A 26,809-nucleotide genomic window follows, 5' to 3' on the forward strand; every position below is an offset into this window, starting at 1 on the left:
AATTAGGAGGTATCTAATATGAAAACTGAAAAAGAGAAAATGTTAGCGGCGGAAATGTACAACCCTGCTGACCCGGTATTATGGAAGGAACGTAAGGAAGCAAGACGCAAGGTTAGAATATATAATCAAACTTTAGAAACTGAAGGAGAAAAACGGACTAAGTTATTGAAGGAATTATTGGGTTCAACCGGAGAAAACGTATATATGGAACCAAATATCAGGTTCGATTATGGCTATAACACACATGTAGGAGAAAACTTTTTTGCAAACTTTGACTGTACCATTTTAGATGTTTGTGAAGTGCGATTTGGGGACAATTGTATGCTTGCGCCTGGCGTACAAATCTATACAGCAACACATCCACTTCATCCAGCTGAACGTAATTCAGGTAAAGAATATGCAAAGCCAATTATGTTTGGACATAATGTATGGATTGGAGGAAATGCAGTCATAAATCCGGGAGTAACGGTAGGAGACAATGTGGTGATTGCATCAGGTGCAGTAGTGACGAAAGACGTACCAGATAATGCTGTCGTTGGAGGAAATCCAGCAAGAGTGATTAAACAAATTGAAATATAAATCACGTTTTTCTGTATATTTAGGGGTTTAAGGGATTTTTTATGACCAAGTACCAGCAAATCGCAGCGGAAATTGAAATGTATATTGAAGAAAATGCCCTTCAGCAGGGCGATAAACTGCCTGTATTAGAAGCTTTAATGGCTCATTTTAATGTGAGTAAAAGTACGGTTACAAAAGCGCTAGATCTATTGGAGAAAAAAGGCGCCGTATTTCAAGTGAGGGGCAGCGGCATTTTTGTTAGAAGGCAGAAAAGAAAAGGATACAGGGGCCTTCTTTCTAATCAAGGGTTTAAAAAAGAGATCGAAGGTGTTCATCTAACCTCAAAGGTAATCGAATTAGAAGTGATGAAGCCGACAAAAGAAGCAGCTAATCATTTAAATATTGGACCCGATGACGATGTCTATTATGTAAAAAGGGTTCGGTATATGAACGGACAAACCTTGTGTCTTGAGGAATCCTATTATAAAAAATCCATCATTACCTATTTAAATAAAGAAATCGTTTCTGAATCGATTTTTGATTATATTCAGAAAGGGTTAGGGTTAAAAATCGGCTTTTCGGATGTGTATCTTCACGCAGGAAAGCTAAAGGAAGAAGAGGCAAAACATTTATGCTTGGAAAGTGAAGCACCTGCCTTTTATGTCGAATCCATTTTTCATTTAACCAATGGACAGCCGTTTGACTTTTCAAAAGTCACTTATCACTATGAACAATCCCAGTTCTTTGTCCAAACGAATAGCCACTTTTTCTAAAAGTTAAAACAGAGCTGTCTCATCAGTCTCATTTAAATAAAATTGCACAAGAAGCCGGAATGAGGGTAAAACTTTCATTCCGGCTTTTTAGGTTTAAAAGGAAGGGAAATATAAATCCACCTGCTCTTTTTAAAAATAAATAGCAACTCTATATATTTTTTTTGATATTAAGATTTTGTCACTCGTAAAAAAATAGCAGCTTTCAGTAAGGGATTGAAAGTTGCCATTTTCGTATCTTCAACAGCTTGAAAACGAGTGTTTTTAGGTTTTTTTATAAACAGGTCATCTAGTAAAATCACATAATTTTTATGTATCAAAACATTGCTCAAAATCTATGTCTTATTAATGAACGAAGGAAGAAAGAAAAGACAATAACAATAGGCAGCCAAATAAGTCAAACTTCTAAAAGTAAAGCAATGCGTAAGGTTAGAAAAGGCAACTTATTTCGCAAGCCAAGTAACCCGTAATTAAGTAAAAATTATCCATATATGATTTGGGATCGCTGTTAAGAAAGAAAGCAGCGGAATTATATACTTTTCAAAACAAATACAATCTTTGCGATAACGCTGATTTTCATTTCTGATGCATAAGAACTACTATTCAACTTTATAACTTTAAATTGCTTCTTCTGGGATGATTTTCATATTTTTTATTTTTTAATTGACTTTGATAATCATTATCAACTAGTATAGAGTCTGTTAACGATAATGAAAATCATTATCACTTGAAACAATATCATGCGGCCGTTCAGATTGAGCAGCAAAATCTTAATCTAAACGCAGCCATCATGATTACAAATAAAGGAGTGTTGGATGATGAATGCATCTGTTGGAACTTATTCAGGAAATGAAGCTCTGTTATCAATGCAGGAAAAAAGGGAATCAAACGCAAGGTCTTATCCGCGAAGATTACCTCTTGCCATTAAACGGGCAGAAGGCGTTTATCTAACAGACATGGACGGAAAACAATATATCGATTGTTTAGCAGGAGCAGGAACACTGGCGCTAGGCCACAACCACACCGTCGTTCGGGAAGCCATTAAAGATTTTATGCAGTCTTATGTGCCTCTGCATACTCTTGATTTGACGACGCCAGTAAAAGAAGCATTTATTGATGAGGTATTCGCTTCTTTACCGCCTTCATTTGCTGAAAAAGCAAAAATTCATTTTTGTGGTCCAACGGGTGCTGATGCAGTAGAGGCAGCCTTGAAGCTAGTAAAAACGGCAACCGGTAATAGAGCCATTCTTTCCTTTCAAGGAGGCTATCACGGTTCCACGCACGGTACACTCAGCATCACCGGGACAACAGCTCCTAAAAAGAATATTCACGCACTTGTACCGGATACCCATTTTCTTCCGTATCCATATGAATACCGGTGCCCTTTCGGTGTGGGGAAAGATGGACACCGTATTGGCGCCCAATATATTGAGAATGTACTAGATGATCCAGAAGGTGGAATTGTTAAGCCCGCCGGTATCGTTGTAGAAGTCGTACAAGGCGAAGGAGGATCGATTCCTGCTCCTGTCGAGTGGTTAAAAGAGCTTCGCCGTATTACAAAAGAACGTGATATTCCGCTGATCATTGATGAAGTACAAACAGGTATCGGACGAACAGGAAAAATGTTTGCGTTCGAGCATGCCGGCATTGAACCGGACGTTCTTGTGCTGTCAAAAGCAATAGGGGGAAGTCTTCCGCTATCTGTTGTTGTGTATGATCGCCGTCTTGATCAATGGGAGCCGGGAACGCATATCGGAACATTTAGAGGAAACCAAATGGCTATGGCAGCCGGCTGTGCCACTTTACGCTTTGTGAAAGATCACCAGCTTCCGGAACACGCACAAGAAATGGGGGCTTACTTAACGGCCCAATTAAAGTCTATGCAAAAACAAGTAGGCTCCATTGGGGATGTAAGAGGCAGAGGACTTATGGTTGGTGTTGAAGTTATTAATCCAGCGGAACAGCCAAACCAAATAGGAAGTTATCCGGCATACTCTGAACTTGCCAAAAAAATTCAACAAGAATGCTTGAATCGAGGCTTAATTTTAGAGGTTGGAGGGCGTTTTGGCACGGTTATTCGCTGGCTGCCGCCGCTGATTATTTCAAAAGAGCAAATCGATGAAGTATTACAGCGCTTCTATGAGGCGATCACAAGCGCTGAAGCTCAATTTGGTCTGCGATAGGAGGTGGCGGAAGTGGAAAAGAGTTTTGGAGAATGGTTTCTTCATCAAAGCGATAAAAGCGAGAAAATGTACCATACACTGATGGACAAAGCTGTCCGATTAATTGCTGATCAAACAGCAAGAACAAATCAACCTTTTTCGGGTGCTTCTCGTCAAGAGATCCAATCAGCCGTGAGGGAAATGCTCATGATCCCGGCTGCAGGACAGAAAACGGACAGAGTGATGGAAGAGGTTCAAAATGTCATTGTGAAAAATTCGTTATGGGTTTCTCATCCTTCTGCCATGGCGCATCTTCATTGCCCGCCTTTAATTCCATCTCTCGCTGCAGAAGTGATTATTAATGCATTGAACCAATCGATGGATTCATGGGATCAAAGCCCTTCTGCTACTTATGTTGAAACAGAATTCATTCAGTTTTTTACGAAGCATATCGGCTACTCGGACGAGGCGGAAGGTGTCTTTACAACTGGTGGAACACAATCTAATTATATGGGATTGCTGCTTGCCCGAAACAAAGCATGCCAGACACATTTCTCCGTTCAAGTTCAGGAGGAAGGGCTTCCGGCGGAGGCGGGAAGGCTGCGGATTCTTTGTTCAGAGCACGCCCATTTTACAGTCCAAAAATCGGCGGCTCAGCTTGGGCTGGGAACGAATGCTGTCGTCAAAGTAGCGACAAATGATCAAAAGCAGCTTTGTGTAGAGGATGCCAAAGAAAAAATCGGGCACCTCAGACAACAAGGACTTCTTCCCTTTATGATCGTGGGAACCGCAGGAACAACGGATTTCGGGAGCGTAGATTGTATAAAAGATATAGCTAAGCTGGCAGCCGAGGAGCAATTGTGGTTTCATGTCGATGCCGCCTATGGCGGTGCCCTGCTGTTTTCCCATCAATACAGCGGCCTCGTTCGTGATCTGCACTTAGCAGATTCAATCACAATTGATTTTCACAAGCTTTATTACCAATCGATCAGCTGCGGTGCTTTTTTCGTTAAACATAAGCAGGACTTTCAGCAAATCGCCTTCCATGCCGATTACCTGAATCCGGAAGAAGACCAGGAGAACGGCGTGATCAATTTAGTGGAAAAAAGCGTACAAACGACAAAACGGTTTGATGCTTTGAAGCTGTTGATGACTTTTAAATTGATGGGAACGGATTTGTTTGGGGAGATGGTGGATTATACGATCAGTCTGGCGAAGGAAACGGCCAAGCTCTTAAAAAATGAACCTTGTTTTAAGGTGCTGAATGAGCCGGAACTTAACGCCGTCTTGTTTCGCTACGTGCCATTACATCCGTTCGAGGACGAGCGGTATATTGATGAAATAAATCTTGAGCTTCAGCGCGCTTTTTATCAAAGCGGGGAACTCATTATGGCTAAAACAAAGCAGGCTGGAAAAGTGTACTTAAAATTTACCATGCTGAATCCTCTCAATACGATAAGCCATATGAAAACACATATAGAGCAAATGAAGCAAGCTGGAGAAAAAATAGAGAAAGAGCAGGGAGAGATCCGCTATGAATATTCCGTTCGTGACTAATCATCTTACCATACAGAATTTAATCAATTGTTATGTAAGAGAAACAGGGGAAGGAGAATGGAAGTCCGCCGATGAAGTCGCTGTTCCACTAGAAGACGAAAGAACCAAACAAGTATTGGTTATTTCATTTAGCCGGCAATCCGTTACTTTGTATATTCCAGCCCGGTATAAATCGGCAACAGAACGCCATCTGTTTTCGCCAATTATGTATTATCAAGTGAAAAACGGTGAAATGAAACAGCTTGACTACATGACACTAATCGTATTTATCCAACAAGAGCTGTCGCTCCTATCTGACAAGCCTGTAGAGACCGATGAATTTATGCTCCGGACTATTCTAAGCTATCAAAACATGAAAAGAATTATTGGGGATAGAAGCAGTGATCTGGAAGAATGCTATCAAACGGAAAAAACGTTTCTTCAATCCGAGCAATCTTTGTTAATTGGACATCAAGTACATCCAACTCCGAAAAGCCGTCAAGGAATCGATGAGGAGGAAGAGCATATTTTCGCCCCGGAAAGAAAAGGGGCTTTCCAGCTTCATTATTTCCGGGCCGTACATGAGATTGTCGATGAAGATTCTATGCTGGCTCAAAACGCTTCTATGCTTATAAAAGAAGAACTAAGGAAAGATCCATTCGTTACAGAATCTTTTCAAGACCGGTACTGCCAGGAAGATGATTTTTCACTGATCCCTGTTCATCCGCTGCAAGCACGAAAGCTGTTAGGGCGGGAGGATGTGTGCGATCTCATTCAATCAGGCAAACTCGCTTATCTTGGTCCGCAGGGAAGAAAGTTTTATCCAACTTCTTCTGTTCGGACGGTGTACCATCCGGAAGCAAGCTTTATGTACAAGTTTTCGATTCCTGTGAAAATTACCAATTCACTGCGTGTGAACAAACGAAAAGAGCTTGACCGGGGAGTAGAAGTAAGCCGCTTGCTTCGCAGCGGGATTTCCGAAAAGTTAAAAGAACACCATCCTTCATTTCGCATTATCGAAGATCCTGCTTATATTACGTTAAAACTGGCCACAGAAGAAACGGGATTTGAAGTGGTGATCCGTGAAAATCCATTTCAAACGGGGAACGATTCACGGGTGACATTGCTTGCGGCTCTTTGCCAGGATCACATTGCAGGAGAGGGTTCTCACTTAACCAATGTTATTTCCGCTATTGCAAAACGGGAAGGGATTTCTACTGCAGAAGCAAGTGAACAGTGGTTTGCCCGCTATTTAAAAGTAAGTTTGCGTCCACTGTACTGGTTATATGCTGCATATGGAATCGCGCTTGAAGCCCATCAGCAAAATTCGATTCTACAGCTTGACGAACAGGGCTATCCAGCTGTCTTTTATTATCGTGACAATCAAGGATACTATTTTATGGAATCAAAGGCGAAAGCTTTAAAACAGCTCGTCCCGGCCTTAAATGAAAAAAGTGATACGGTATGTGCTGACTCGATTGCAGAGGAGCGATTCCGGTATTATGTCTTTTTCAATCACATGTTTGGTTTAATCAATGCCTTTGGGGTTAATCGTCTGATCGATGAGCAGCAATTGTTGTTCATGATGAAAGAGGAGCTGGCAGGCTTTAAGAAGCAGCTAGGCGATCATACAGCTTTGTTAGATTCTTTGCTGTTTGAAAAAAAGCTCCCATGCAAAGCAAATCTACTGACAAGGGTGCATGATATGGATGAGCTTGTCGGATCTCTTGAAACTCAATCAGTATATGTTCATGTCACGAATCCGCTGTTTGCAGCAACAGGTGAACTGCATGAAGTCTAACATCAGCATTCAACAAACGTATCCGTTTGAACAATACGAGCCTTTGATCCAAAAGACGATTTCATTTCGCCATGTGAGCATGAAAGAAGATGCAGAACGGCTTCATTCATGGATGCATGAAAAGCATGTTATTCCTTTTTGGAATTTAAATATTTCATTGGAAAACTACACAGCCCATTTACAAAGATTTTTGCAGGATGATCATCAAACACTCTTGATTGGTGAACTCGGTGGTGTCCCCATGAGTTATTGGGAGTCGTACTGGGTGAAGGATGATATTATCGGAACCCGCTATGCGTTTGGTGAATATGACCAGGGCATTCATTTGCTGATTGGACCAAAAGAGTTTTTAGGGAAAGGGTTCATCTACCCGCTGCTGCTGACCATTTTATATAAGAAATTTCAAATAGTCGAAACAAACCAAATTATAGCAGAGCCTGATATACGAAATGAAAAAATGATTCATGTGTTTAAAAAGTGCGGTTTTCAGCCTGTCAAGGAGGTTGAACTGCCTGATAAAACAGGTTTATTGATGATATGTGAACGGAAAGGGTTTGAAAGAAGGTGGACAGATTGGCAAACGAACAAATTTTAGATGTTATTGGAGTGGGGATTGGTCCATTTAATCTCGGATTAGCCGCATTGCTTGAAAAAACGGAATGCCGTTCCTTGTTTTTTGACCAAAAATCCCGATTTGAGTGGCATCCGGGGATGCTGCTGGAAGGAACCACGCTGCAAGTGCCTTTTATGGCGGATGTCGTGACGATGGCAGATCCGACAAGCTCTTTTAGCTTTTTGAATTATTTGCATGAACAAAAGCGGCTGTATCAGTTTTACTTTCTTGAAAAATTTCAAATTCCGCGTACGGAATATAATCATTATTGTCAATGGGTAGCCGAGCGGCTCCCTCAGCTTCAGTTTGAATGCAAAGTGGAGAATATTGAGCAAACAGAGGAAGGGTATTTTCGCGTTACCGTTTTTTCCGGTATCGAAAAGCAGAAACAAACGTATTACGCCAAACATGTGGTAATAGGAGTGGGAACGAGGCCGTATGTGCCCGAGAAATTCGAGCCAGCTCTTGGTGATCGCATTTTTCATTCTTCAGCGTATAGAAGCAAGCGGGAAAATGTCCTGAGAACAAAAGCGGTCACGGTCATTGGTTCCGGACAGAGTGCTGCTGAAATTTTCTATGACTTATTGTCCAGACAGCCGGATCATGATTATCAGCTGTCGTGGTTCACAAGATCCAAAGGATTTTATCCGATGGAATATTCCAAGCTGGGGCTTGAGCATTTCTCGCCTGATTATACCCGTTATTTTTATCACTTGCCGAAAGAAAAGAAACGAAGTGCTTTAAACAATCAGGCACTGTTGTACAAGGGAATCAGCTTTAATACGATCGGCGATATTTATGATTTATTGTATGAGCGGACAGTCGGAAATGGAGAACCGCCCGTTCATCTGCAAGCGTTGACTGAACTGTCATCCATTGAAGAAAGGGACAATCGATACTGCTTATCATTGTATCAGCATGAACAAGAAGAACATAAGCAGATAGAAAGTGATGCCGTTATTCTGGCGACCGGTTATCATCCTTATATCCCAGATTGCTTAAAAGGGATGAAGCATCTAGTGGAAACGGACGAAATCGGCCAGCTTGTTATTAAAGAAGACTATAAATTGAAATTAAACAAGGAAGGCCGTAATCATGTATTTATTCAAAATGGTGAGCTTCATACACATGGTGTAGGGGCACCTGATTTAGGGCTGGGAGCATGTCGGAACGTGACGATTATTAACCAGCTCGTCGGAAAAGAAGTCTATCAAACCTATAACAAAAACGTATTCCAGCAGTTTGGCCTGTAGAAGAAAGACATGAAAAAGGGAGAAAAAGGGTTTGTTTATAGTTGTTTGCTTGTGACATTCATTTCAGAAATGCTGTTATCACCCTTTTATCCGCAGTTATTTTCCGGCTATTTCGGAGTAGACGGGGTGCAGGCAACGAGCTTATTTATTATTTGCTGCCGCCTTGTCGTCATGATCATGACACCCCTTTGGGCAATGGCTGCCAAAAGGTGGGAACTTAAGAAACTGATTGCGATCGCGTTAATAGTAATGGGAGCATGCAAAATACTGCTGCCCATGAGCCACACCTTTCCGCAGTTTTTAATAGTGTCACTCGTTTTACTCCTTTTTCAAAGCAGCATTTATTTGCTGTATCCAGCCATGGTCGCTTCAAGCAAGAATGATCATGAAAAAGTAAGGGCAACGACGGCTTATTTATTCGTATTTCACGGAAGTGTCATCGTATCAGGCATTGCAGGGAGCTTTGTCGTCACCCAGTTGTTTCCTTTAAACAGCTATTATCTATTTGCCCTAATCGATATCATTCTTGCTGGTATAAGTTGTTTTATTCTCTCAAACAATGGCGCTGTTACAAATCAGGAAACCTTGCGAAAGAAGGAAAATGTACCAAAAGGGATGAGATGGCAAGGGGAGTTTCTGGTTTATTTACTGATTGTGTTTCTCTTTTATATCGGACATCAGACGATTCGTCCTTATTTTACGGTCTTTCTTGACAATCGCTATACAATCTCAGAACAAGGGTTGAGCTTGTTGTATGTGATGCCGAGTCTTGCCGCGGTTGTGCTGCAGTTTTTACTGCCAAAACAGTATCTTCAATCGCATATTCAGGTGACCTTAATCAGCTTAATGGGAATAACAGCAGGGTTACTCTTTATCCAAGCGTTCGTCGGACATATTTGGCTGTTTGTTTTGATTAGAGTGATGTATGGGATGTGCTTTTTTGTTAGTCTGGCGGCAATGGATATTCTCTTTTTCAAAATGAGAATTGGAAGAAAATCGCCGCTTTCATATAGCCTCGTGGCATCCGTACAAAACGCAGCTCTGTTGTTTTCGCCAATGGCTGCTTTGATGATGGTCGAACAAAATGGAACCGAAGGGCCGTTCCTTTTAAGTGGTTTTCTTTTAATTGGAGCAGCATTATGTACAGCTTTTCTTTTAATCATGATGCATAAATCATCATATCAAATAAAAATGGGAGTTGGACCTCATGAAAATGTGTGAAACGCCTCTACAGATGTTAACAGAGGAAAATTGGGAAAATGCAGATCAGCAGCTTTTAGCTAAAATGCTTCAGGAATTTATGTATGAAGAAATTATCACGCCAAAGCTGCTCAGCGAAACAGAGAACGTTCAATTTTACGAATGGATCGATAAAAAAGGAACCGTGTACCGTTTTCAAGCAAGGCCTCGTTTGTTTAATAGCTTCTATGTTTTGCCTGAAAGCATTGAAATCATCACAGGCGAGACAAAAGATATACCACTGTCCCTTGCTCTTTTGTTAAGCATTCAACAAGAGGGAAATATGACAGGCTCTACAGCGGGACATTTAATCAAAGAGTATTTGCATACACTGGTGGCAGACACTCATTTAAAAGAAAGATCCAAATCATCCGATGAGCTGACCGAATTGGATTATGCCGAGCTGGAAGGGGAGATGAAGGGACATCCATGGATTACATATAACAAAGGGCGGATTGGTTTCGGGTATGATGACTATGTACAGTACGCGCCCGAACAAAAGAAAAAAGTACAGCTTTCATGGATTGCGGTCCATAAAAACCTCGGGACGTTTCATTCGGTGAAAGGATTGGATTATGAGCATGTAATGGAGCAAGAGCTTGATGAAGAGGCTCGTCAGTGTTTTGTGGAGAAATTGAGAGCCAAAGAAGTACAAGAAAAGGATTATTATTTTATGCCCATACACGCATGGCAGTGGAACAACGTTATTGTATCCATGTTCGCTGCTGAAATTGCCAGCAAAGAGTTGATACCGCTAGGAGAAGGGGAAGACGAGTATCTTCCTCAGCAGTCTATCCGTACATTTGCGAATGTAACGAAAAAAAACAAGTATCATGTGAAGCTGCCAATGAGTATTTTAAATACACTCGTATACCGAGGGTTGCCGAGCGAGAGAACGGTGATTGCTCCTGAGGTTACGACATTTATGAAAAACATATTGGATAATGATCTGTTTTTAAAAGAAGAATGCCGCCTTGGTCTATTGGGAGAGGTGGCGACCATGAACGTCAACCATCGGACTTTTTCGAAACTGGCGGGAGCTCCTTATCAATATCTTGAAATGCTTGGCGTCGTATGGAGAGAGAGCGTTTATCAGGAATTGCGGGATGATGAACAGGCTATTACACTGGCGGCGTTGCTGCACGTGGACCATGAAGGGACACCATTTGTATCAACGTTAATTGAAAAATCAGGTCTCACAGTGGAACAATGGGTGAACCAGCTTACGAAAGCGATTTTACCTCCATTGCTTCATTACTTGTATCAATACGGCACTGTATTTTCACCGCACGGACAAAACACGGTGCTTGTCTTGAAAAACTATAAGCCGGAGCGGACCATTATGAAAGATTTTGTAGATGATGTCAATATTAGTGATCAGCCGTTTCCGGAGCTTTCGGTGCTGTCTCCTGAGCTGAAAAAAGTAATACGCAGCGAACCGCCTGAAGGTTTGACCCAGTTTATTTTTACCGGGTTATTTATTTGTCACTTCCGTTATTTAAGTAACATCCTGCAGGAAAGTGAACAATTTTCCGAGCATCGTTTCTGGGGTATTGTGCGTGAGGAAATCCTGTCTTACCAGCGAAGATTTCCGCATTTACAAGAACGATTCAAGCTATTTGATTTGCTGCGTCCGACATTCACAAAGCTGGCACTTAATCGAAACCGTATGTTTGATTATGGCTATGAAGACGGGGATGACCGCCCGCATGCGAGTGAGTTTGGAAAAGTCGCTAATGCCCTTTATGAAGTTGCGTCTGAAACAATAATGTAAGAGGACTGCGCGGTTTGGAAGAACAGCTATTGATCAGTTGTTAAATAGATATGTAAAGAAGGTGAGCATTGTACCCTATTTGCTCACCTTCTTTCATGATTATTGGCTCTTTGGTTGAGCTATAAAGTTTCTAGAGCAGCCTAGACGGCAGACACTTGATTCTGTCAGGTGCACTTTGCAGGAAACTAAATGAACGAAATAATGTTTATCATGGAAGACATCTTATGGCCGGCTGATCTTTATAGCAAATACTAAATATATGCTGTTTGAAAAGGAAACGGTTGTATATAAAGATTATGCTATACTGTTGAAGGAGTTTACATAGGTGAAAGTTCTTAAGAGATCAGTTTTTTGGATTGGATACCGAATAAAATCAAAAAATGTATGCTATTAAGGTCTGGCTCCATTGGAATAATAGAGTCAGACCTTTTATGTTTTCAAGGTTATGTATGGTCTCAAGGGTGAAAATCTTTTTTAAATCCAGCAGTAAGGCGGGTCCGTCGTTTAGGGTTGACCAGAGTACGGCAGGGAAGAAAAGAGCAAACTAGGTTAAATGCTGATGCATGAAAAAATGTATGGAAAACAGAGCAAAACAAGAGAAAAGAAGGTCATAACATGAGTATAACGCTGGCATTCATTGCGGCTTTATTTGCTTCATTAACGAGTATACTGGCCAAAATCGGCATTGAAGATGTCAATTCCAATTTGGCTACAGCGATCCGGACAGTCATTGTTTTAATTATGGCTTTTGTGATCGTACTTATAACCGGACAGCTTGATACAATACCCGAGATTTCTCATAAAGCATTTCTATTTATTATCCTGTCAGGTCTAGCAACGGGTTTATCCTGGCTGTTTTTCTTTCGGGCACTTGCAATGGGTGACGTTTCGAAGGTAGTGCCCATTGATAAATCAAGCGTCGTCTTAACCATCCTATTTTCAATTTTGGTGCTGGAGGAACAGGCGCTTCCGCACATTATGGCAGGAGGAGCTCTTATAGCTGTAGGTACTTTTGTTTTGATTGGCAAAAATGAAGAAAAGAAACGGTTTTCCGGTTCACAATTTTATATAGTGCACGCCATTTTAGGAGCCGTTTTTGCGGCATTAACGACCATCCTGGCAAAGATCGGAATGGAAGGGGTCGATTCTAATGTAGCTACTTTTTTAAGAACGATCGTAATTCTTCTATTCGCCTGGGCGATTGTCCTTTTCAAAGGTACATTTAGGGAAATGAAGCTTATATCAAATAAAGGCTACCTCTTTTTAATTTTGTCGGGCATGGCAACAGGCTTATCCTGGCTGTGCTACTACGCTGCGATCGCCATTGGCAAAGTCTCTGTTGTCGCTCCCATTGACAAGTTTAGTGTGGTCATCACCATGATCCTCGGTTTCGTGATCTTAAAGGAAAAAGCAGCAAAACAAACGATTATAGGCGGCCTGATTATTACGATTGGCACAGTTTTACTCGTTTTTTAAATACAGAATGGATGATAGATATTATGATGCCCAGGCAGCTCGGCTTTCCATAGGGCAGGCGCTGAGCCCGGCTTCGCTGGTCTCCGCTGTCCGCTAGTCCTATAGGAGTCTGCGCCCCCCTCCCGACAAGACGGTATGGAGCTAATAAGGTCGTATCTTTCTGTTTAAAAAAGAAAAAATGTCTATTCATTTCTTGCTTATGGATCTTCTAGACCACTTAGTGAAGCCTGCCGGACGAAGACTCCTGCGGGAAGTACAGTGAGTCGGGAGACCCCGCAGGCGCAGCCGAGGAGGCTCCCGCACTGCCCGCGGAACGCGAAGTCCAGCAGGCTCCACTGATCGGCTCTTTTTTTAAAGCGAAAGACTTTATATTTTTTATACGGTTAGACGTCCCTGTTTAAGCTGGCTGTACTGGTTTCCATGATCAGCGGGCCGGTTTTTTTTAAGGTTCGTTCTACAAAAAAAAGCCTGTAGACATTGCCTTCAAGGTGGAGGCTATGTCTACAAGCAGAAGCGTAAAATCCGCTTTTTTTGTTACTTTGATAGAAGAGATTGTGCTTCATCCAGAGCCATTTTGTTGCCGACTGCAGAGTAATCCAGCCACGGCTGTTCTTTGATCACGAAAACCTGCCCTTGCTTAACCGCTTTTAGTCCCTGCCAGATGGCGCTTTTTTGAATCTCTTTGAATGACTGCTGTGCGTCATCTTCTGCATCGACAACGACAAAAATTGTATCGGCGTCAAAGTCTGGCAGCACTTCCTGAGAAATAACCTCATACGGTTCATTCGGATCAAGTTCCTTAATCCCTTTAGCAGGTGTTAAGCCAAGATCGTCAAACAAAATCGGTCCGAGCGGACGGTTTGTTGTAAAAACACGAAGCTCTTTTGCATTGATACGAATGGCCATGGCTGTGCCTGACTGGATGGTGTCCGGCAGTTCAGCTTTTACTTGCTGCGCTTTTTGGTCATATTCCTGAATAAATGTGCTTGCTTCCTTTTCACGATCGAGCAGCTTGCCAAGCTGTGTTAAATGGTCGCGCCATGTACCTTGGTCAAGGTCAATGACTTCGACAGGCGCCATGTCTTCATACTTGCTGAGGTCCTGGCCGGCAAATTCCTTATCAACGAGGATTAAGTCAGGTTCTAATGCAAGCAGTGCTTCCATGTTGACATCTTTTGCTTCACCGAGTTTTTCTGTTCCTTTCAGCTGATCGGCTACGTGGGGAAGAAAGTCTCCTACTTTGCCGCCGACAACGGAGCCGGCTGGCTGGATGCCAAGAGCTAATAGGTTATTCGTTACGTGAATCGACAAGGAAGCAATTTTTTGCCCGTTTTCTTGCGCCGGTGCTGATTCACCGGCAGAGTCAGCCGATTCCTTGCTTCCGCAAGCGGCAAGCAATAAGGTAAGGCACATACATAAGCAGAATAATGTTATTTTTTTCATTACATAAGCTCCTATCATGAGTGGGTAGATTTTCGAAACACATATAAAAAATAGGGGGCACCGAGCGCTGCAGTCACGATGCCAGCCGGAATGCCAGCTGGCGCAAACAATGACCGGCCGATCGTATCAGCTGCCATTAAAATCAGCATGCCAATCAAGCCGGACAGCGGCAGTACATACTGGTGAAGCGGCCCGGCAATCCGGCGGGCAATTTGTGGAGCGGCGAGTCCAATAAAGCCAATCCCTCCAGCCATGGAAACACTCGCACTCGACAGAGCAACGGCGCAAAGCAGCATTCCGGCCCGCTGTTTGGCCACATTAACACCAAGCCCGGCTGCCGGCGCTTCACCAAGCGACAGCATATTTAATGTGCCTGCATGGAAAAACGAATACGGTACCAAAACGAGCAGCCACGGCAGCAATGCTAGTACGTGTATCCATTCCCGTCCCCATATATTTCCCGCCAGCCAGTAGGCCGCAAAAGAATACACTTCCTCATCAAGGCGAAGCGACAGCACAAGTGTCAGGGCACTAAAGCCCGCTGCGAGCGCGATGCCGTTTAACAACAGGCGCTGCGGCAGAAAGCCGGCCTTGCGGTCAAAAGAAAAAACAGTAATTAGTCCGGCTGCGCAAAGCCCGCCGATAAAAGTAAAAAGCGGAATGAAAATGGTAAAGCTGCCTTCAAGCGTACCAAAAAAACGCAAAAAGAGAATCAGTCCGAAAGCGGCTCCGGCGTGAATGCCAATCACCCCTGGGTCTGCCAGCGCATTGCGCGATAAGCCCTGCAACAGGCATCCAGCGATTCCCAGACCGATACCGGCCAGCATCGCAATTAACAGGCGGGGAAGTCGGTAATCGAACAGGACGATGGAGTCACGGGGAGAACCGAATCCAAGGGCTGTTTTGAATACCTCAACGGGACTGAGGCGAATCGTTCCGGTATTTAAGCTGATAAGCATCACACACAGGCATAAGAGTAATAAAACAAGCGCGGCTGTTCCAGCTTTTTTTTGGCGTGTCTTCATGATTCCCCCCTCCTTTGCCGGCGGGAGAGGAACAAAAAGAAGGGTACGCCCAAAAGAGCAACCATCGCACTGATAGCCAGCTCACGCGGCGGGTTTACCATACGGGCCCCGTAATCAGCCAGCACAAGTAAAATCGAGCCTCCCAAGGCGCTGATCGGAATAATAAACCGATAGTCAACGCCAACTAGTTTACGGGTAATGTGGGGAACGATCAGCCCGATAAACCCGATTGAGCCGGCTGCTGAAACCGATGTGCCCGCCAGAAGAACGGCGATTCCGATCGCAGCCAGGCGGATCAGCGGCACGTTTCCGCCAAGTCCAGCTGCGGTTTCTTCTCCAAGGGAGAGCAGTGTAAGCGGCCGGGCAAAAGAGAAAGACAGTAAAACAGCGGCCAGTATAATCGGTGCCAGGTATGTAAGGTGCCCCCATCTAATGCCGGCGGTGCCACCCGCAAACCAAAAAGCAAGGTCCTGGCTTAAGTCAAAGTAAATCGCAATTCCTGAGCTGAGTGAGCTGAACAGAGCAGCTAAAATGGCCCCGGCGACCGTCAGGCGAATCGGCGTGATGCCGCCCGGTGCACCAGAGGCAATGAAAAAAATGCATAGTGCACTGATGATCGATCCGAAAAAGCAAAACACAATCAGCAGAGAATACGGTATGCCGGGGAAAAGAGCAAAACAAAGGGCTGTCATAAGAGAAGCGCCGGCATTGATCCCTAAAATGCCCGGGTCCGCCAAATCATTCCGGGTAACCGCCTGCATTAAAGCGCCGGAAACGGCCAGGGCACAACCGACAAGCGCAGCGCCAAGCACGCGGGGAAGACGAAGCTCATGAACAATTTGATGAGACGTCAGCTCTGCATTGAACTGAAAAACAGCGGCCCAGACAGTGGGCAGGTTAAGCTCTTTCGCTCCCGAGGAAACGGCGGCGAACAGGGACACACCTAACAAACAAGTTGCGGCAAAAAAAATGATAATAAATAAGCTGTACCGTTTTTTCATCAGAAGAAAACAAGACCTTTCTAACTGCTATTGATAATCACTTTCAATTAAGTATAATAATAGGTGAAATAAGCGTCAATGTACGATTTTTAGCTTCTTTTCATGTATTATTTTTCGTTTCATTATTTTTTTATCCAGCAGGGGGGCATCGCAGGTGAGAATGGAAATTTTAAAGACATGTCTTTTAAGCAGAAAGCAGACTCAGCAAACTTTGCCTTCTTTTTGTCTTTTATCGATTGAAAAAAGCAGCGGCTCGTTAATCATAAATGGGATTAAGCAGGCACTCAGAAAAAGGGCTGTTTTTCTGCTGCATCCAGGCACATCTTTTTCGATTGAAGCGGTAAATGAGGATGAAATAGATGGCTATATGCTGCTATTTGACTTATATGAGGAACAAAGCCGGACCGCTGAAAAACTCGTTTACCAAAAAGTTGGGACATTTTCGGCAGAAGGGCTGGTTTCCTATCACCGTTCGGCGATTTGCCGCCTTCTATCGTCTATATATCATGCTGATGCCAATCCTCCATATGTGAGGCAGGGAGCGGCGGCAGAACTGCTTCACTGGCTTTCCGACCAGCCGTCATCCCTGCGGCTTGAAGACAACGAAGAGCGTATTCATCAAACACTTGGTTATATGAGCACTTGTTTTACTGAACCTATCACCCTTACAGGGCTGGCTGAAATGGCCGGCATGAACCCGGCGTATTATTCGCATCTGTTTAAACAAAAAATGAATAAAACACCGATGGAATGGCTGACCCATCTCCGGCTGAACACGGCGAAAGAGCTGCTTTTAGCAGGAGACATTAAAATCAAGGAAGGCGCCCGGCAAACCGGGTATCAGGATGAACATTATTTCAGCCGCCGGTTTAAGCAGACCTTCGGCATTGCGCCCTCCCATTACAATAGAAGACATATTAAAAAAGTGGTTTCTCTTTCTTATCCGTATACCGACCATTTGCTTGCACTGGGCGTGACTCCTGCAGCGGGCCAGCTTCAGGAAAGCTTCGACGGCCGAATAAAAGAGCTGACGCTTCCTTATCATGCGAGCGAGCCATGGGATATTCAGCGGCAGTTTTTTTTAGAACAGAAGCCGGACTTAATTCTGTGTAAAAACAACGTCGCCGGTATGGCGAAAGAGCACATCGGGGACATTGCTCCTGTTGTATCGATTGACTGGACAAGCATGGACGTATACAGCCATGCAGACACCATTGCCCGCTTGCTGGGAAAAGAAGAGGCTTTGTCAGCATGGCATACAGCGCATAATGAAAAAGTCAGAAAAGCACGGGCTACAGTAGAAAATCGGATTGGAACCGGAAGATCTGCTGCTGTTTGGAGTGTAACAAACAAGGGAGTCCGGCTGTATGGAGCCCGTAATATGGGCCATGTGTTTTATCGGCTGCTGGGCTTTCGTGCTCCTGAGTATATTCGGGAAAAGATAGAGGAACATCCAATGGGCACAATGTTTACCTGGATGCCCGCTTCTCTTGAACAGATGAAGAGAGATAGAAGTGATTTCATGTGGATTGTTACGGATAGTGAACACCGCCGGCGGGTGATGGAGCATGAAATTAAAACGGATCCTCTCTTGTCAGCTCATCCCGCTGTTCAAAATGGCCGCTGCTTTTTTCTGGACTGGCAGAAGTGGATTGTATACGCGCCTCTTGGTATTGAGAAACAGCTTGAGGAAGCCTTGCTTTTTTTACTATCAGATGGGAGCTGATACAAGCCGGGCTTGTTTCTTGTACGCTTAAGCCGGATACAAAATAAAAAAAGCGGGAGATGATTAAGGTGGAACGGGAAAAGTAGACGTACTATGTAGATTTAAACAGGGACGTTTAACCGGATAAAAGAGACAAAGCAGCCTCAAATCAGCGAGTTGAAAACCACTTTGTTTACAGTTTGAAAGGAAGCCTAAACGGCTTTCTTTTTTTCATAGAGTCATATAAGAGGTGTTACTTACTGAACAAGTTTATTTTTGAATGAGGCGTTTTCCCACCAGTGAATATCGACTAAAAAGGGGAGTAGCTGAAGTAAATGCCAAAATGAAAACAAAACTTGAAATCACCTTGATAGAATGAGCTCTGTATCCAGCAGAGCTCATTCTTTTTAATTTACGTGATCCTGTCTTCTGAAGATATTTCAAAAAAAGGAAAGTTTGACTTTCTGTATACGAATGTATACAATGAGTTTGTATACATTCGTATACAGAAAGGGAGAGATAACATGAGAGACCAATATGGCAAAAGATATCGCCGGGATGAAAGACCTTTCGCCCATGAACATCACCGGGAAGAACATCATCATAGAGGCGGCGGCCACAGACGTAAGGATCATCCTCGTGGCGGTGCTAAAACTTTCCGCCGGGGAAGAGCGATTGAATTTTTAGACAGGCTGAATGTAAAACGTGCCACATTAAAACAGCAATTAGAAACACCCGAGCTGCAATCGATTAACCCGATTTTGGTGGGAGAACTAAAAGCAGTGGAAACGATTATGAATGAATTTACTCAGTTGTTTGAAATTCATGAAGATGAAATCAAGCGGCATGATGCTCCAGCAAACGAGGAAGAAGCATCAGAAAAAGGCCCGGCTGAAGAGGAATAACAGGAATGGCTACCCTTTTATGGCCTAAAGGTGCAATTGATCCAACATAAGAGTACGTAAAAAAGAGAATGGGGGATAAACGATGTTCGTTCAATTAAGAAAAATGACGGTAACAGAAGGCAATGCTGAGCAGGTGGTGAATCGGTTCAGTAAACCAGGAATCCTTGAACAGCAGGAAGGGTTTGTGGACCTTAAGGTGCTGGTAAAGCAGGTTAGACGCGGCGAAGAAGAAGTAATCGTCTTAGTCACCTGGGAGTCAGAAGCCTATTGGAAACAATGGGAGAAAAGTGATGCACATATCGCCGGCCATAAAGCAAAGCTGAATCAGCCAAAACCGGAATATATCATTCATACAGAAGTCGGAAAGTATGAAGTAAAAGCCGTTAAAAAAGCAGAAGCATCTATATAAGACTACAACGATTCTTTGCATCATGACGGGAAAGGAATAAAGCTCCATGAAACAAATAAACGGCTATATTGATTCAGTATTTTGTACTGAGGACGCTCTTTTAGAAGAAGTCATTGCATCCATCAAAGAAAACGGAATGCCTTCTATATCAGTATCTCCTTCTTCAGGAAAACTGCTGACCATGCTTGTATCGATCTCAGGCGCTAAACAAGTACTGGAAATAGGAGCGCTTGGCGGCTACAGCGGCATTTGCCTGGCAAGAGGATTCGGGAAAGAAGGAATGTTAACGTCTCTTGAGCTAGAAGAGAGATACGCAGAGTTAGCACACAGCAATCTAGCCAAAGCGGGCTTTGGCGATCAAGTATCCTACATGACCGGGGCAGCTTTAGAAAGTCTTGAAAAACTGGCTGGCGAAAACAAGCGATTTGATTTTTTCTTTATTGATGCAGATAAAGCAAACTATGAACATTACCTGGAATACTGCATTCAACTGGCAGAACCGGGTGCATTAATTGTCGCGGATAACGTGCTTGTGAAAGGCAGTGTAGTGGACCCGAATATAACCCCTAAACGTTATACGGAAGCCATGAAGAAATTTAATGAATGGACAGCGCATCATCCGCAATTAGAATCCGTGCTTATGCCAGTTGGTGATGGGATGACACTTTCTAGAGTAAAGAAATAAGGCGTATTCATTTGGAGTCAATGAGCTGTGATCCTATGTATGTTTTTCTTTATGAAAATAACGCGTAAAAAACACAATGACAAAGGGTATTGTGTCAGCTTGCAGACAAAGCCTTCTGTTTTTGCTAAAGGCGAACAAACCAGAAGGCTCTATTAAAATGGGCTGGCCTGAAATGCAAACTGCCTTTTGTTTTTTAACGCGCTGACTCCTTAGAGAAAACAATGATCGATTCATTTGGGGATGCCGGCTTGTTAGTGCAGCTGAATCAGCCCGTACACTTTGCGCAGTTTGGCCACAGAGGAACTGCCAATTCTCCCAAGTTTTTGTTTGAATTCAAAAGCGGATGCGTCAGGAATATCATTAAGCAGTTTCATTTGCTGTGCCAGTTCACACAAGATCAGCTGGCTGTTGATTTCTTTTTCTCCATCTGTTCTTTTTACGTAATGATACTGACCGCTGCTGTCTTGTTCCCGTGCCTTACGGTTATCTTGCAGCGCAAGCGCCAGACTGTCATAAATCCGTTTTTTCAAATGCGGCTTTAAGATCGGGAACATGATTTCTACACGGTTTTCCATGTTTCGGGTCATCAAGTCAGCCGATGATAAAAACACTTTGTTTTCCCCATTATGGTGAAAATAATAAATTCGTGTGTGTTCAAGGAACGCACCGACAATGCTCCGGACCCGGATGTTTTCACTAACCCCTTCGATCCCCGGCCGCAGACAGCACACGCCTCTAACAATTAAATCGATTTCCACTCCAGCTTGGGACGCTTCATACAGCTTCATCATAATTTTTTTATCCGTCAGCGAGTTCATTTTCGCGATAATGCGCCCGTTTCCAAACAGCTCGTGAGCGGCAATTTCTTCGTCAATTAATTGCAGGAACGTATCTCGTATGCCAAAAGGCGAAACAGATAAATGATGGTAGTCCGGTTTTTCCATATGTCCGCTCAATGAATTGAAAAAATGGGTGGCATCAATGCCAATTCGTTCATCAGCAGTTAGAAGCCCCATATCCGTGTAAACCCGTGCAGTAGCGTCATTGTAGTTGCCAGTTCCAAGATGGACAAACCGTTCAATTTTTCCTTTGCGCCGGCGTACAACGAGCGTGATTTTACTGTGCGTTTTCAAATGCGTCATTCCGTAAATCACGTGGCAGCCTGACTTTTCCAGCTCCTTTGCCCATTGAACGTTATTTTCTTCGTCAAACCGGGCCTTCAGCTCTACAAGAACGGTTACCTGTTTACCGTTTTCAGCAGCGCGCTCCAGGCTTTTAATAATTGGAGAATCGCCGCTTACCCGGTACAGCGTTTGCTTGATCGCCAATACGTCCGGATCATCAGCAGCCTGTGAAATAAAATCAACAATCGGTTCAAACGACTCGTACGGATGATGAAGCAGCACATCCTGCTTGAGAACCTGGCTGAAAATGCTTTCTTCTCCTTCTAAATCCTGCGGCGGCTGCGGAATAAAAGACGGGGCAGCCAAATGTTCGTGCGTTGCTTGAATGCTTTTGGAAAAAGAAAATAAAAACGTTAAATCCAATGGAGCTTGAATGGCATATACATCTTTACTGTGAATTTCCAGCTCTTCTTTTAAATACTCGACTACTTGCTCGTCATAACAGTCATGCTGCACTTCGAGCCGGACAGCGGCCCCCCATTTCCGTTTTTTCAGTTCTTCCTCAATTTCCTGCAGCAAGTCCTCCGCTTCGTCCTCGTGAATTGTCAAATCGGCGTTACGCGTAATGCGAAAAGGAGTCACAGATTTTACTCCATGTCCTTTAAATAATTTAGGCATAAATACAGAAATCACTTGTTCCAGTAAAACAAATACCCTTGCTTCCTTTTTTTCTGCAGGAAGCTCAATCAAACGGTTTATAACAGCAGGCACCTGTACAATCGTCAGTTTTCCCGCTAAAGAACCTGGGGCTTTTCCTTTTTCGTTTTCTTCCAGCATCACAGCTAAGTTTAATGATTTATTCAACAGCATTGGGAAAGGGCGATATGCGTCGATAGCCATTGGGGTTAAAACGGGGAAGATTTGCTCGTCAAAAAAGGTTTCCAAATAGGTACATGCAGCTGGGCTTATCTCCGTCATGGAGTTAATGGTCACATTTTCTTTTGCCAGTAAAGGAGTGAGTTCATTCAAGTATACGTCATCCTGCTTGCCCACAAGGTGATGCGTAATCTCGGAAATCAAACAAAGCTGTTCTTTCGGTGTTAATCCGGCTTTGTTTTCCGGGCGGTTAAATCCGGCTTTCACTTGATCAAGCAAGCCTGCTACGCGCACCATAAAAAACTCATCTAGATTCGAGCTGAAAATCGCTAAAAATTTATAGCGTTCCAGCAGCGCATTTTGTTCGTCACTTGCTTCTTGCAGCACCCGTTCGTTAAAGCCAAGCCAGCTTAATTCCCGGTTGTTGTAAAAAGATGGACTGTTCAAGTTTTTCTCTTTGGTGGCTGTATTCACTGTTTGCATGATGCCTTCATCTCCCTGTTGTTGAAATTCCAATTTTGTTAATTAAATTTAAAATAACACTATTTTGTAAATGTTTAGTAAACCCTTTGTAAATTGAATGTAAATATTCCGTATTATTTATCTGATTTTAAGAAAAGCGGCATGATTTTTGCCCAGTAAAAAATGAATCGCATAAAAACCCTTCTTTATTTAATAAAGAAGGATTCATCTTTTAAACAAACTCTTCAGCTTAAAGTCTTTGTCTAAAAGCTTTTTTGTATGTAGGATCGTGACTCAATGAATGTAGAGGGTGCGGGTCTTTGCTGTCAGAAGGTTTTGAAGAAAAATCATGTTTTTAAAAAAAGTTCTTGCTTGTTTTTTGTTTTTCACCAAACTTTCACTCTTGAAGAGTAAAGTGGCATTTGTACCAGGGAGGTACATACAAAATGAAACGAAACTATTCAGGAGGAATTTAAACATGAAAACTAAAAACAAATTATTTGGACTAGCAATGGCAGGCATTATTGGCCTCGGCTCTTTAGGTACGGTTTCCGCTTATGCGGCAACAGACACAACAACAAGCACAGCAGCTGTCCAGGAAGAAAAAGCGAAAAATGTAAAAGCAACATTAGATGCAGCCTCTCAAGAAAAAGTGCAGGCGATCATGGATAAATTAACCACAGGGTTACAGGATCTTGATGTTACATTGCCGGAAAAAGGAGATAAAGCGGACTTGTTTGCAGATCTAGATGCGGCCACAAAAGCGAAAGCGGAAGCCATTATGGATAAAATGAAAGCCGGCACGATCACGTTTGAAGAAGCACAGAATCAGCTGAAAGAACTTGGCGTGACACTTCCAGACAGAGCGGACAAAGGCGATAGAGGCGGCAAGGGAGACCTGTTTGCGGATCTAGATGCAGATACAAAAGCGAAAGCAGAAGCCATTATGAAAAAAGCAAAAGCCGGCACAATCACATTTAAAGAAGCACAAACTCAATTGAATGAACTTGGCGTGACACTTCCAGACAAAGGTGATCATGACATGTTTGCAGACCTGGATGCCGACACGAAAGCAAAAGCAGAAGCGATTATGGATAAAGTAAAGGCGGGCACGATTACATTTGAAGAAGCACAAACTCAGTTGAAAGAGCTTGGTGTGACGCTTCCAGACAAAGCAGACAAAGACGATGATAAAATAGCAGACCTACTAGCAGGATTAGATGCTGATACAAAAGCGAAAGCACAGAAGCTGATTGATCAAGCTGAAACACAGCTGGCTAAGTACGGTATTGATCACCTGCCTCTGCATGGATTCAACGAATCAGCTAAAGCAGAGTAATTCACTGCTTTTCATTTACTTCACTATTCCTTTATAAGTACAAAAAACGCTGTCATGCTCATGACGGCGTTTTTTAATATGAAGAAAATGAGAGTAAGGAAATACAATCTTTTTCATTCCTTATTTTATTTTGGCGACCATTTTTCCCTTTACATGTCTTTGGGAGAGATAGGAGAGCGCTTCCGGAATCTCATCCAATGAAATAACCTCTTTTAACATAGACGAAATGCTGCCTTGGGCTAATAGAGAGAGCATCTCATCTCCTATTTTCGCTAACGCTTTTTCCGCGATAATATCACCTGATTGATGGGCGGCTCCCAGGGCTACTTCATGGTAGGAAAGAGATTTCGTAAATGGTTTTATTTTTGTATAATCAGGAGCCCCGGCAATATGTACGATATGACCTGAAAAGGCAATGAGGTCCAATGCCTCTGTTGCACTTTGCCTGCTAATCGTATCGATAACAGCATCGACTCCTCTTCCAGCGGTAATCAGGCTCACTTTGGAAGAGATATCTTCTGTCCGATAATCGACCACAAAGTCGGCCCCAAGCGATTTGACATATTCATGATTGTGAAGGGAAGCGGTAGTAATCACCTGTTTACCGGCTAGTTTGGCTAACTGAATGGCAAATCCTCCTACACCGCCTGCTCCTCCATGAATCAAAATCGTATTTAACTGTGAAAGAGGCAGCTTGCCATGTAAAGCCTGATAGGCAGTGTAACCCGCTGTCGGAAGGGCAGCAGCATCTTCAAAAGTCACACCTTCTGGAATGCGCGACACGGTGTGTGCGTTGGTAACAGCAAATTCAGCATACCCGCCTTTTTTGGTAAGATCTCCATGGTAGACGACTTTATCTCCTTGATTCCACTGTGTCACTCCCTCGCCAGCTTCAGCTACAACACCGGCAACGTCTAGTCCGAGAATGTGAGGATACGTCCAATTTGGATGGCCGCCTGTCGCTGTTTTATAGTCGACCGGATTCAGTCCCACAGCATGAACTTCAACCAGTATTTCTCCTTTGTCAGGAGCAGGAGAGTTTATTTCGCTTACCCGCATTTCTTTCCATTCGCCTTTTTCCTGCAATAACAAAGCTTTCATAAACATTCGCTCCTTAAAAGTTTAGTTTGTTTGAATGATTTATCATGGCTAAAAGGATATGCTTCTGCAATGTTAGCATCTGTTAACGATAGACTTTGATTATTTTACCATATGAAAAGCTTATGAATGAATAAGAACGAATCAGGGAAGAGGATCCTTGATTGATTCGCTTTTTTTCCAAGCACAAATCTTATTTAAAACTGCTTCTGGTGCATTCTCTGTATGGTTATATTCTGCTGTGGGCGACACTTTGTGGTAAACAAGTATAATAGATGATTTCATCATTCTCTAACTCCTTAGGCTGTTGGGGGTGCTTGTTAGGAGAAGGAGGCCTCATCATGTTATGCTTTAGAAGTAAAGGCTAAACCGATTAAACAGGAGGAATAGAAATGCATACGTTAGGTTGGATTGGATTAGGTCATATGGGTGAACCTATGGCCATGAATCTTTTACAAGCAGGGTATAAAGTGAACGTATACAACCGCTCCCAAGAAAAAACAATCCCTTTAGTAGAAGCAGGAGCTGTTAACCTGCATTCGCCAAAAGAAATAGCTGAACAATCGGATATTATCTTTACGATGTTATCGAACGCGGATGCTGTACAATCTGTTTTAACGCAAGATAACGGTGTACTAGAAGGGATCAAACCCGGCAAAGTGGTAGTAGACATGAGTACTATTTCACCAGAAGATTCACGTTCGTTTGCGGAGCTGGTATCAGAAAAAGGCGGAATCTACATAGACGCACCCGTATCTGGTTCAGTAGGACCAGCCAAAGCAGGACAGTTAGTAATCCTTGCGGGTGGAGATGAAAGGGCTGTAGACATGTGCGAGCCTTATTTTAATGTCTTAGGCAAAGAAACGATTCATTTTGGCTCTAACAGTAAAGGCAGCTCTGCAAAATTAGCCATTAACCTGCTGCTGGGTATTATCGGACAGGGGATTGGAGAAACCTTATTATTTGCAGAAAGATCAGGACTGGATAAGGAAAAAGTGTTGGATATGATCTCTTTTTCCGCAGTGAATACAGGATTATTTCAAGGGAAAAAAGAGATGTATCGCAAAGAGGAATTTCCTTCTGCTTTTATGTTAGAACTGATGGCGAAAGACTTGGGCTTGATCAAAGCGGAGGCAGACAGAATGGAAACAACATTGCCGCTTGCTGAAGTAACGAACACGACCTACCGTTCCGCCAAAGAAAATGGAAAAGCACAATTGGATATGGCAGCCGTTTATTTAGAGTTAAAAGACAAGAACAAGAAGTAAAGCAGGGGAGCATCCTTTCGGGTGCTTCTTTTTAGTATATAAAATATATATTAAAGCTGTCTTGACTAAGCGGTGTTGGGTGACTTCCACCTTTTCAAAACTTTATTATCTTGTAATTTAGTGCTTAATGTAGATTTATTAAAAAGTTTGATCATTTAAAGGGACCGTCAATAATTTTGTGTAAATGGCGAATCCCTTTTCTTGCAGACTGTCATTTAATCAGTCGTTTTAAACATGGCTGCGAGCTCTGCGCGCGCCTGGTCAAAACCAATATGGCACCGCAAAGC

Annotated in this window: 22 protein-coding genes; 16 read left to right on the forward strand and 6 right to left on the reverse strand. The window is 43.1% G+C overall.

Annotation, left to right across the window (positions count from 1 at the left end; all coding sequences use genetic code 11):
- Nucleotides 1–18: 18 nt before the first annotated feature.
- The 10 genes from M3221_RS17200 to M3221_RS17245 all read left to right on the forward strand — a co-directional run bounded on the left by M3221_RS17200 (nucleotide 19) and on the right by M3221_RS17245 (nucleotide 13,182).
- On the forward strand, nucleotides 19–579 hold the full coding sequence (locus tag M3221_RS17200; protein WP_251272955.1) for a sugar O-acetyltransferase: 561 nt from the start codon (nucleotides 19–21) through the stop codon (nucleotides 577–579).
- 41 nt (nucleotides 580–620) lie between these two features.
- The gene (locus M3221_RS17205; RefSeq protein WP_251272956.1) at nucleotides 621–1,331 is read left to right on the forward strand and encodes a GntR family transcriptional regulator; all 711 of its coding nucleotides are present in this window, start codon (nucleotides 621–623) and stop codon (nucleotides 1,329–1,331) included.
- An 815-nt stretch (nucleotides 1,332–2,146) separates the two neighbouring features.
- Entirely contained in the window at nucleotides 2,147–3,511 is a 1,365-nt protein-coding gene (locus tag M3221_RS17210; protein ID WP_251272979.1) for an aspartate aminotransferase family protein, read from the forward strand.
- Nucleotides 3,512–3,523: 12 nt separating this feature from the next.
- Entirely contained in the window at nucleotides 3,524–5,047 is a 1,524-nt protein-coding gene (locus tag M3221_RS17215) for a pyridoxal phosphate-dependent decarboxylase family protein (protein ID WP_251272957.1), read from the forward strand.
- A complete protein-coding gene (locus tag M3221_RS17220; protein WP_251272958.1) occupies nucleotides 5,025–6,827 on the forward strand; it encodes an IucA/IucC family protein in 1,803 nt (600 codons plus the stop codon). The genes M3221_RS17215 and M3221_RS17220 overlap by 23 nt, the downstream gene beginning before the upstream one ends.
- Nucleotides 6,817–7,422 carry a GNAT family N-acetyltransferase gene (locus M3221_RS17225; RefSeq protein ID WP_251272959.1) on the forward strand — a complete coding sequence of 202 codons (606 nt, stop codon included), beginning with the start codon at nucleotides 6,817–6,819 and terminating at the stop codon, nucleotides 7,420–7,422. The genes M3221_RS17220 and M3221_RS17225 overlap by 11 nt, the downstream gene beginning before the upstream one ends.
- Nucleotides 7,401–8,693, forward strand: a complete 1,293-nt coding sequence (locus M3221_RS17230) for a lysine N(6)-hydroxylase/L-ornithine N(5)-oxygenase family protein (protein ID WP_285881039.1) — start codon at nucleotides 7,401–7,403, stop codon at nucleotides 8,691–8,693. Before M3221_RS17225 ends, M3221_RS17230 begins: the two co-directional genes overlap by 22 nt.
- Before the next feature lie 9 nt (nucleotides 8,694–8,702).
- A complete protein-coding gene (locus tag M3221_RS17235) occupies nucleotides 8,703–9,914 on the forward strand; it encodes an MFS transporter (protein ID WP_251272961.1) in 1,212 nt (403 codons plus the stop codon).
- Nucleotides 9,901–11,706, forward strand: a complete 1,806-nt coding sequence (locus M3221_RS17240; RefSeq protein ID WP_251272962.1) for an IucA/IucC family protein — start codon at nucleotides 9,901–9,903, stop codon at nucleotides 11,704–11,706. The genes M3221_RS17235 and M3221_RS17240 overlap by 14 nt, the downstream gene beginning before the upstream one ends.
- A gap of 615 nt (nucleotides 11,707–12,321) precedes the next feature.
- Nucleotides 12,322–13,182 carry an EamA family transporter gene (locus M3221_RS17245; RefSeq protein ID WP_251272963.1) on the forward strand — a complete coding sequence of 287 codons (861 nt, stop codon included), beginning with the start codon at nucleotides 12,322–12,324 and terminating at the stop codon, nucleotides 13,180–13,182.
- A 534-nt stretch (nucleotides 13,183–13,716) separates the two neighbouring features.
- Here the strand turns inward: M3221_RS17245 and M3221_RS17250 are convergent.
- Genes M3221_RS17250 through M3221_RS17260 form a run of 3 tightly spaced genes read right to left on the reverse strand, consistent with a single transcriptional unit; the run spans nucleotide 13,717 to nucleotide 16,651 of the window.
- The gene (locus M3221_RS17250; protein ID WP_251272964.1) at nucleotides 13,717–14,625 is read right to left on the reverse strand and encodes an ABC transporter substrate-binding protein; all 909 of its coding nucleotides are present in this window, start codon (nucleotides 14,623–14,625) and stop codon (nucleotides 13,717–13,719) included.
- Between the two features lie 14 nt (nucleotides 14,626–14,639).
- A complete protein-coding gene (locus M3221_RS17255) occupies nucleotides 14,640–15,650 on the reverse strand; it encodes a FecCD family ABC transporter permease (protein WP_251272965.1) in 1,011 nt (336 codons plus the stop codon).
- Nucleotides 15,647–16,651, reverse strand: a complete 1,005-nt coding sequence (locus M3221_RS17260; protein ID WP_251272966.1) for a FecCD family ABC transporter permease — start codon at nucleotides 16,649–16,651, stop codon at nucleotides 15,647–15,649. Before M3221_RS17260 ends, M3221_RS17255 begins: the two co-directional genes overlap by 4 nt.
- A 160-nt stretch (nucleotides 16,652–16,811) precedes the next feature.
- On the opposite strand from M3221_RS17260, the gene M3221_RS17265 reads away from it, so the two are divergent.
- From M3221_RS17265 to M3221_RS17280, 4 genes are all read left to right on the forward strand, one after another.
- Nucleotides 16,812–18,377, forward strand: a complete 1,566-nt coding sequence (locus M3221_RS17265) for a helix-turn-helix domain-containing protein (protein ID WP_251272980.1) — start codon at nucleotides 16,812–16,814, stop codon at nucleotides 18,375–18,377.
- A 503-nt stretch (nucleotides 18,378–18,880) separates the two neighbouring features.
- Entirely contained in the window at nucleotides 18,881–19,261 is a 381-nt protein-coding gene (locus M3221_RS17270; protein ID WP_251272967.1) for a hypothetical protein, read from the forward strand.
- 82 nt (nucleotides 19,262–19,343) lie between these two features.
- A complete protein-coding gene (locus M3221_RS17275; protein ID WP_251272968.1) occupies nucleotides 19,344–19,670 on the forward strand; it encodes an antibiotic biosynthesis monooxygenase family protein in 327 nt (108 codons plus the stop codon).
- A 46-nt stretch (nucleotides 19,671–19,716) separates the two neighbouring features.
- The gene (locus M3221_RS17280) at nucleotides 19,717–20,355 is read left to right on the forward strand and encodes an O-methyltransferase (RefSeq protein ID WP_251272969.1); all 639 of its coding nucleotides are present in this window, start codon (nucleotides 19,717–19,719) and stop codon (nucleotides 20,353–20,355) included.
- A gap of 251 nt (nucleotides 20,356–20,606) precedes the next feature.
- Here the strand turns inward: M3221_RS17280 and M3221_RS17285 are convergent, their stop codons facing one another.
- The gene (locus M3221_RS17285) at nucleotides 20,607–22,838 is read right to left on the reverse strand and encodes an RNA degradosome polyphosphate kinase (RefSeq protein ID WP_251272970.1); all 2,232 of its coding nucleotides are present in this window, start codon (nucleotides 22,836–22,838) and stop codon (nucleotides 20,607–20,609) included.
- A 457-nt stretch (nucleotides 22,839–23,295) separates the two neighbouring features.
- Here M3221_RS17285 and M3221_RS17290 point away from each other — a divergent pair, with 457 nt between their 5' ends.
- On the forward strand, nucleotides 23,296–24,156 hold the full coding sequence (locus M3221_RS17290; RefSeq protein ID WP_251272971.1) for a hypothetical protein: 861 nt from the start codon (nucleotides 23,296–23,298) through the stop codon (nucleotides 24,154–24,156).
- A gap of 120 nt (nucleotides 24,157–24,276) precedes the next feature.
- Here the strand turns inward: M3221_RS17290 and M3221_RS17295 are convergent, their stop codons facing one another.
- Entirely contained in the window at nucleotides 24,277–25,257 is a 981-nt protein-coding gene (locus M3221_RS17295; protein WP_251272972.1) for a zinc-binding dehydrogenase, read from the reverse strand.
- A gap of 141 nt (nucleotides 25,258–25,398) precedes the next feature.
- Nucleotides 25,399–25,542: a hypothetical protein gene (locus tag M3221_RS17300; protein ID WP_251272973.1), complete on the reverse strand. Its 144-nt coding sequence runs from the start codon at nucleotides 25,540–25,542 to the stop codon at nucleotides 25,399–25,401.
- Between the two features lie 104 nt (nucleotides 25,543–25,646).
- On the opposite strand from M3221_RS17300, the gene M3221_RS17305 reads away from it, so the two are divergent.
- On the forward strand, nucleotides 25,647–26,522 hold the full coding sequence (locus M3221_RS17305; RefSeq protein ID WP_251272974.1) for an NAD(P)-dependent oxidoreductase: 876 nt from the start codon (nucleotides 25,647–25,649) through the stop codon (nucleotides 26,520–26,522).
- The last annotated feature ends 287 nt before the right edge of the window (nucleotides 26,523–26,809 follow it).

Origin of the sequence: Domibacillus indicus, assembly GCF_023715895.1 — a bacterium.
GTDB classification, from domain to species: domain Bacteria; phylum Bacillota; class Bacilli; order Bacillales; family Domibacillaceae; genus Domibacillus; species Domibacillus indicus_A.

Bases quoted from the DNA above. Each gene is read 5' to 3' on its own strand.
- M3221_RS17200 (WP_251272955.1), top strand. From the start codon at position 19: ATGAAAACTGAAAAAGAGAAAATGTTAGCGGCGGAAATGTACAACCCT.
- M3221_RS17205 (WP_251272956.1), top strand. From the start codon at position 621: ATGACCAAGTACCAGCAAATCGCAGCGGAAATTGAAATGTATATTGAA.
- M3221_RS17210 (WP_251272979.1), top strand. From the start codon at position 2,147: ATGAATGCATCTGTTGGAACTTATTCAGGAAATGAAGCTCTGTTATCA.
- M3221_RS17220 (WP_251272958.1), top strand. From the start codon at position 5,025: ATGAATATTCCGTTCGTGACTAATCATCTTACCATACAGAATTTAATC.
- M3221_RS17225 (WP_251272959.1), top strand. From the start codon at position 6,817: ATGAAGTCTAACATCAGCATTCAACAAACGTATCCGTTTGAACAATAC.
- M3221_RS17235 (WP_251272961.1), top strand. From the start codon at position 8,703: ATGAAAAAGGGAGAAAAAGGGTTTGTTTATAGTTGTTTGCTTGTGACA.
- M3221_RS17240 (WP_251272962.1), top strand. From the start codon at position 9,901: ATGAAAATGTGTGAAACGCCTCTACAGATGTTAACAGAGGAAAATTGG.
- M3221_RS17245 (WP_251272963.1), top strand. From the start codon at position 12,322: ATGAGTATAACGCTGGCATTCATTGCGGCTTTATTTGCTTCATTAACG.
- M3221_RS17250 (WP_251272964.1), bottom strand. From the start codon at position 14,625: ATGAAAAAAATAACATTATTCTGCTTATGTATGTGCCTTACCTTATTG.
- M3221_RS17255 (WP_251272965.1), bottom strand. From the start codon at position 15,650: ATGAAGACACGCCAAAAAAAAGCTGGAACAGCCGCGCTTGTTTTATTA.
- M3221_RS17260 (WP_251272966.1), bottom strand. From the start codon at position 16,651: ATGAAAAAACGGTACAGCTTATTTATTATCATTTTTTTTGCCGCAACT.
- M3221_RS17265 (WP_251272980.1), top strand. From the start codon at position 16,812: ATGGAAATTTTAAAGACATGTCTTTTAAGCAGAAAGCAGACTCAGCAA.
- M3221_RS17270 (WP_251272967.1), top strand. From the start codon at position 18,881: ATGAGAGACCAATATGGCAAAAGATATCGCCGGGATGAAAGACCTTTC.
- M3221_RS17275 (WP_251272968.1), top strand. From the start codon at position 19,344: ATGTTCGTTCAATTAAGAAAAATGACGGTAACAGAAGGCAATGCTGAG.
- M3221_RS17280 (WP_251272969.1), top strand. From the start codon at position 19,717: ATGAAACAAATAAACGGCTATATTGATTCAGTATTTTGTACTGAGGAC.
- M3221_RS17285 (WP_251272970.1), bottom strand. From the start codon at position 22,838: ATGCAAACAGTGAATACAGCCACCAAAGAGAAAAACTTGAACAGTCCA.
- M3221_RS17290 (WP_251272971.1), top strand. From the start codon at position 23,296: ATGAAAACTAAAAACAAATTATTTGGACTAGCAATGGCAGGCATTATT.
- M3221_RS17295 (WP_251272972.1), bottom strand. From the start codon at position 25,257: ATGAAAGCTTTGTTATTGCAGGAAAAAGGCGAATGGAAAGAAATGCGG.
- M3221_RS17300 (WP_251272973.1), bottom strand. From the start codon at position 25,542: ATGATGAAATCATCTATTATACTTGTTTACCACAAAGTGTCGCCCACA.
- M3221_RS17305 (WP_251272974.1), top strand. From the start codon at position 25,647: ATGCATACGTTAGGTTGGATTGGATTAGGTCATATGGGTGAACCTATG.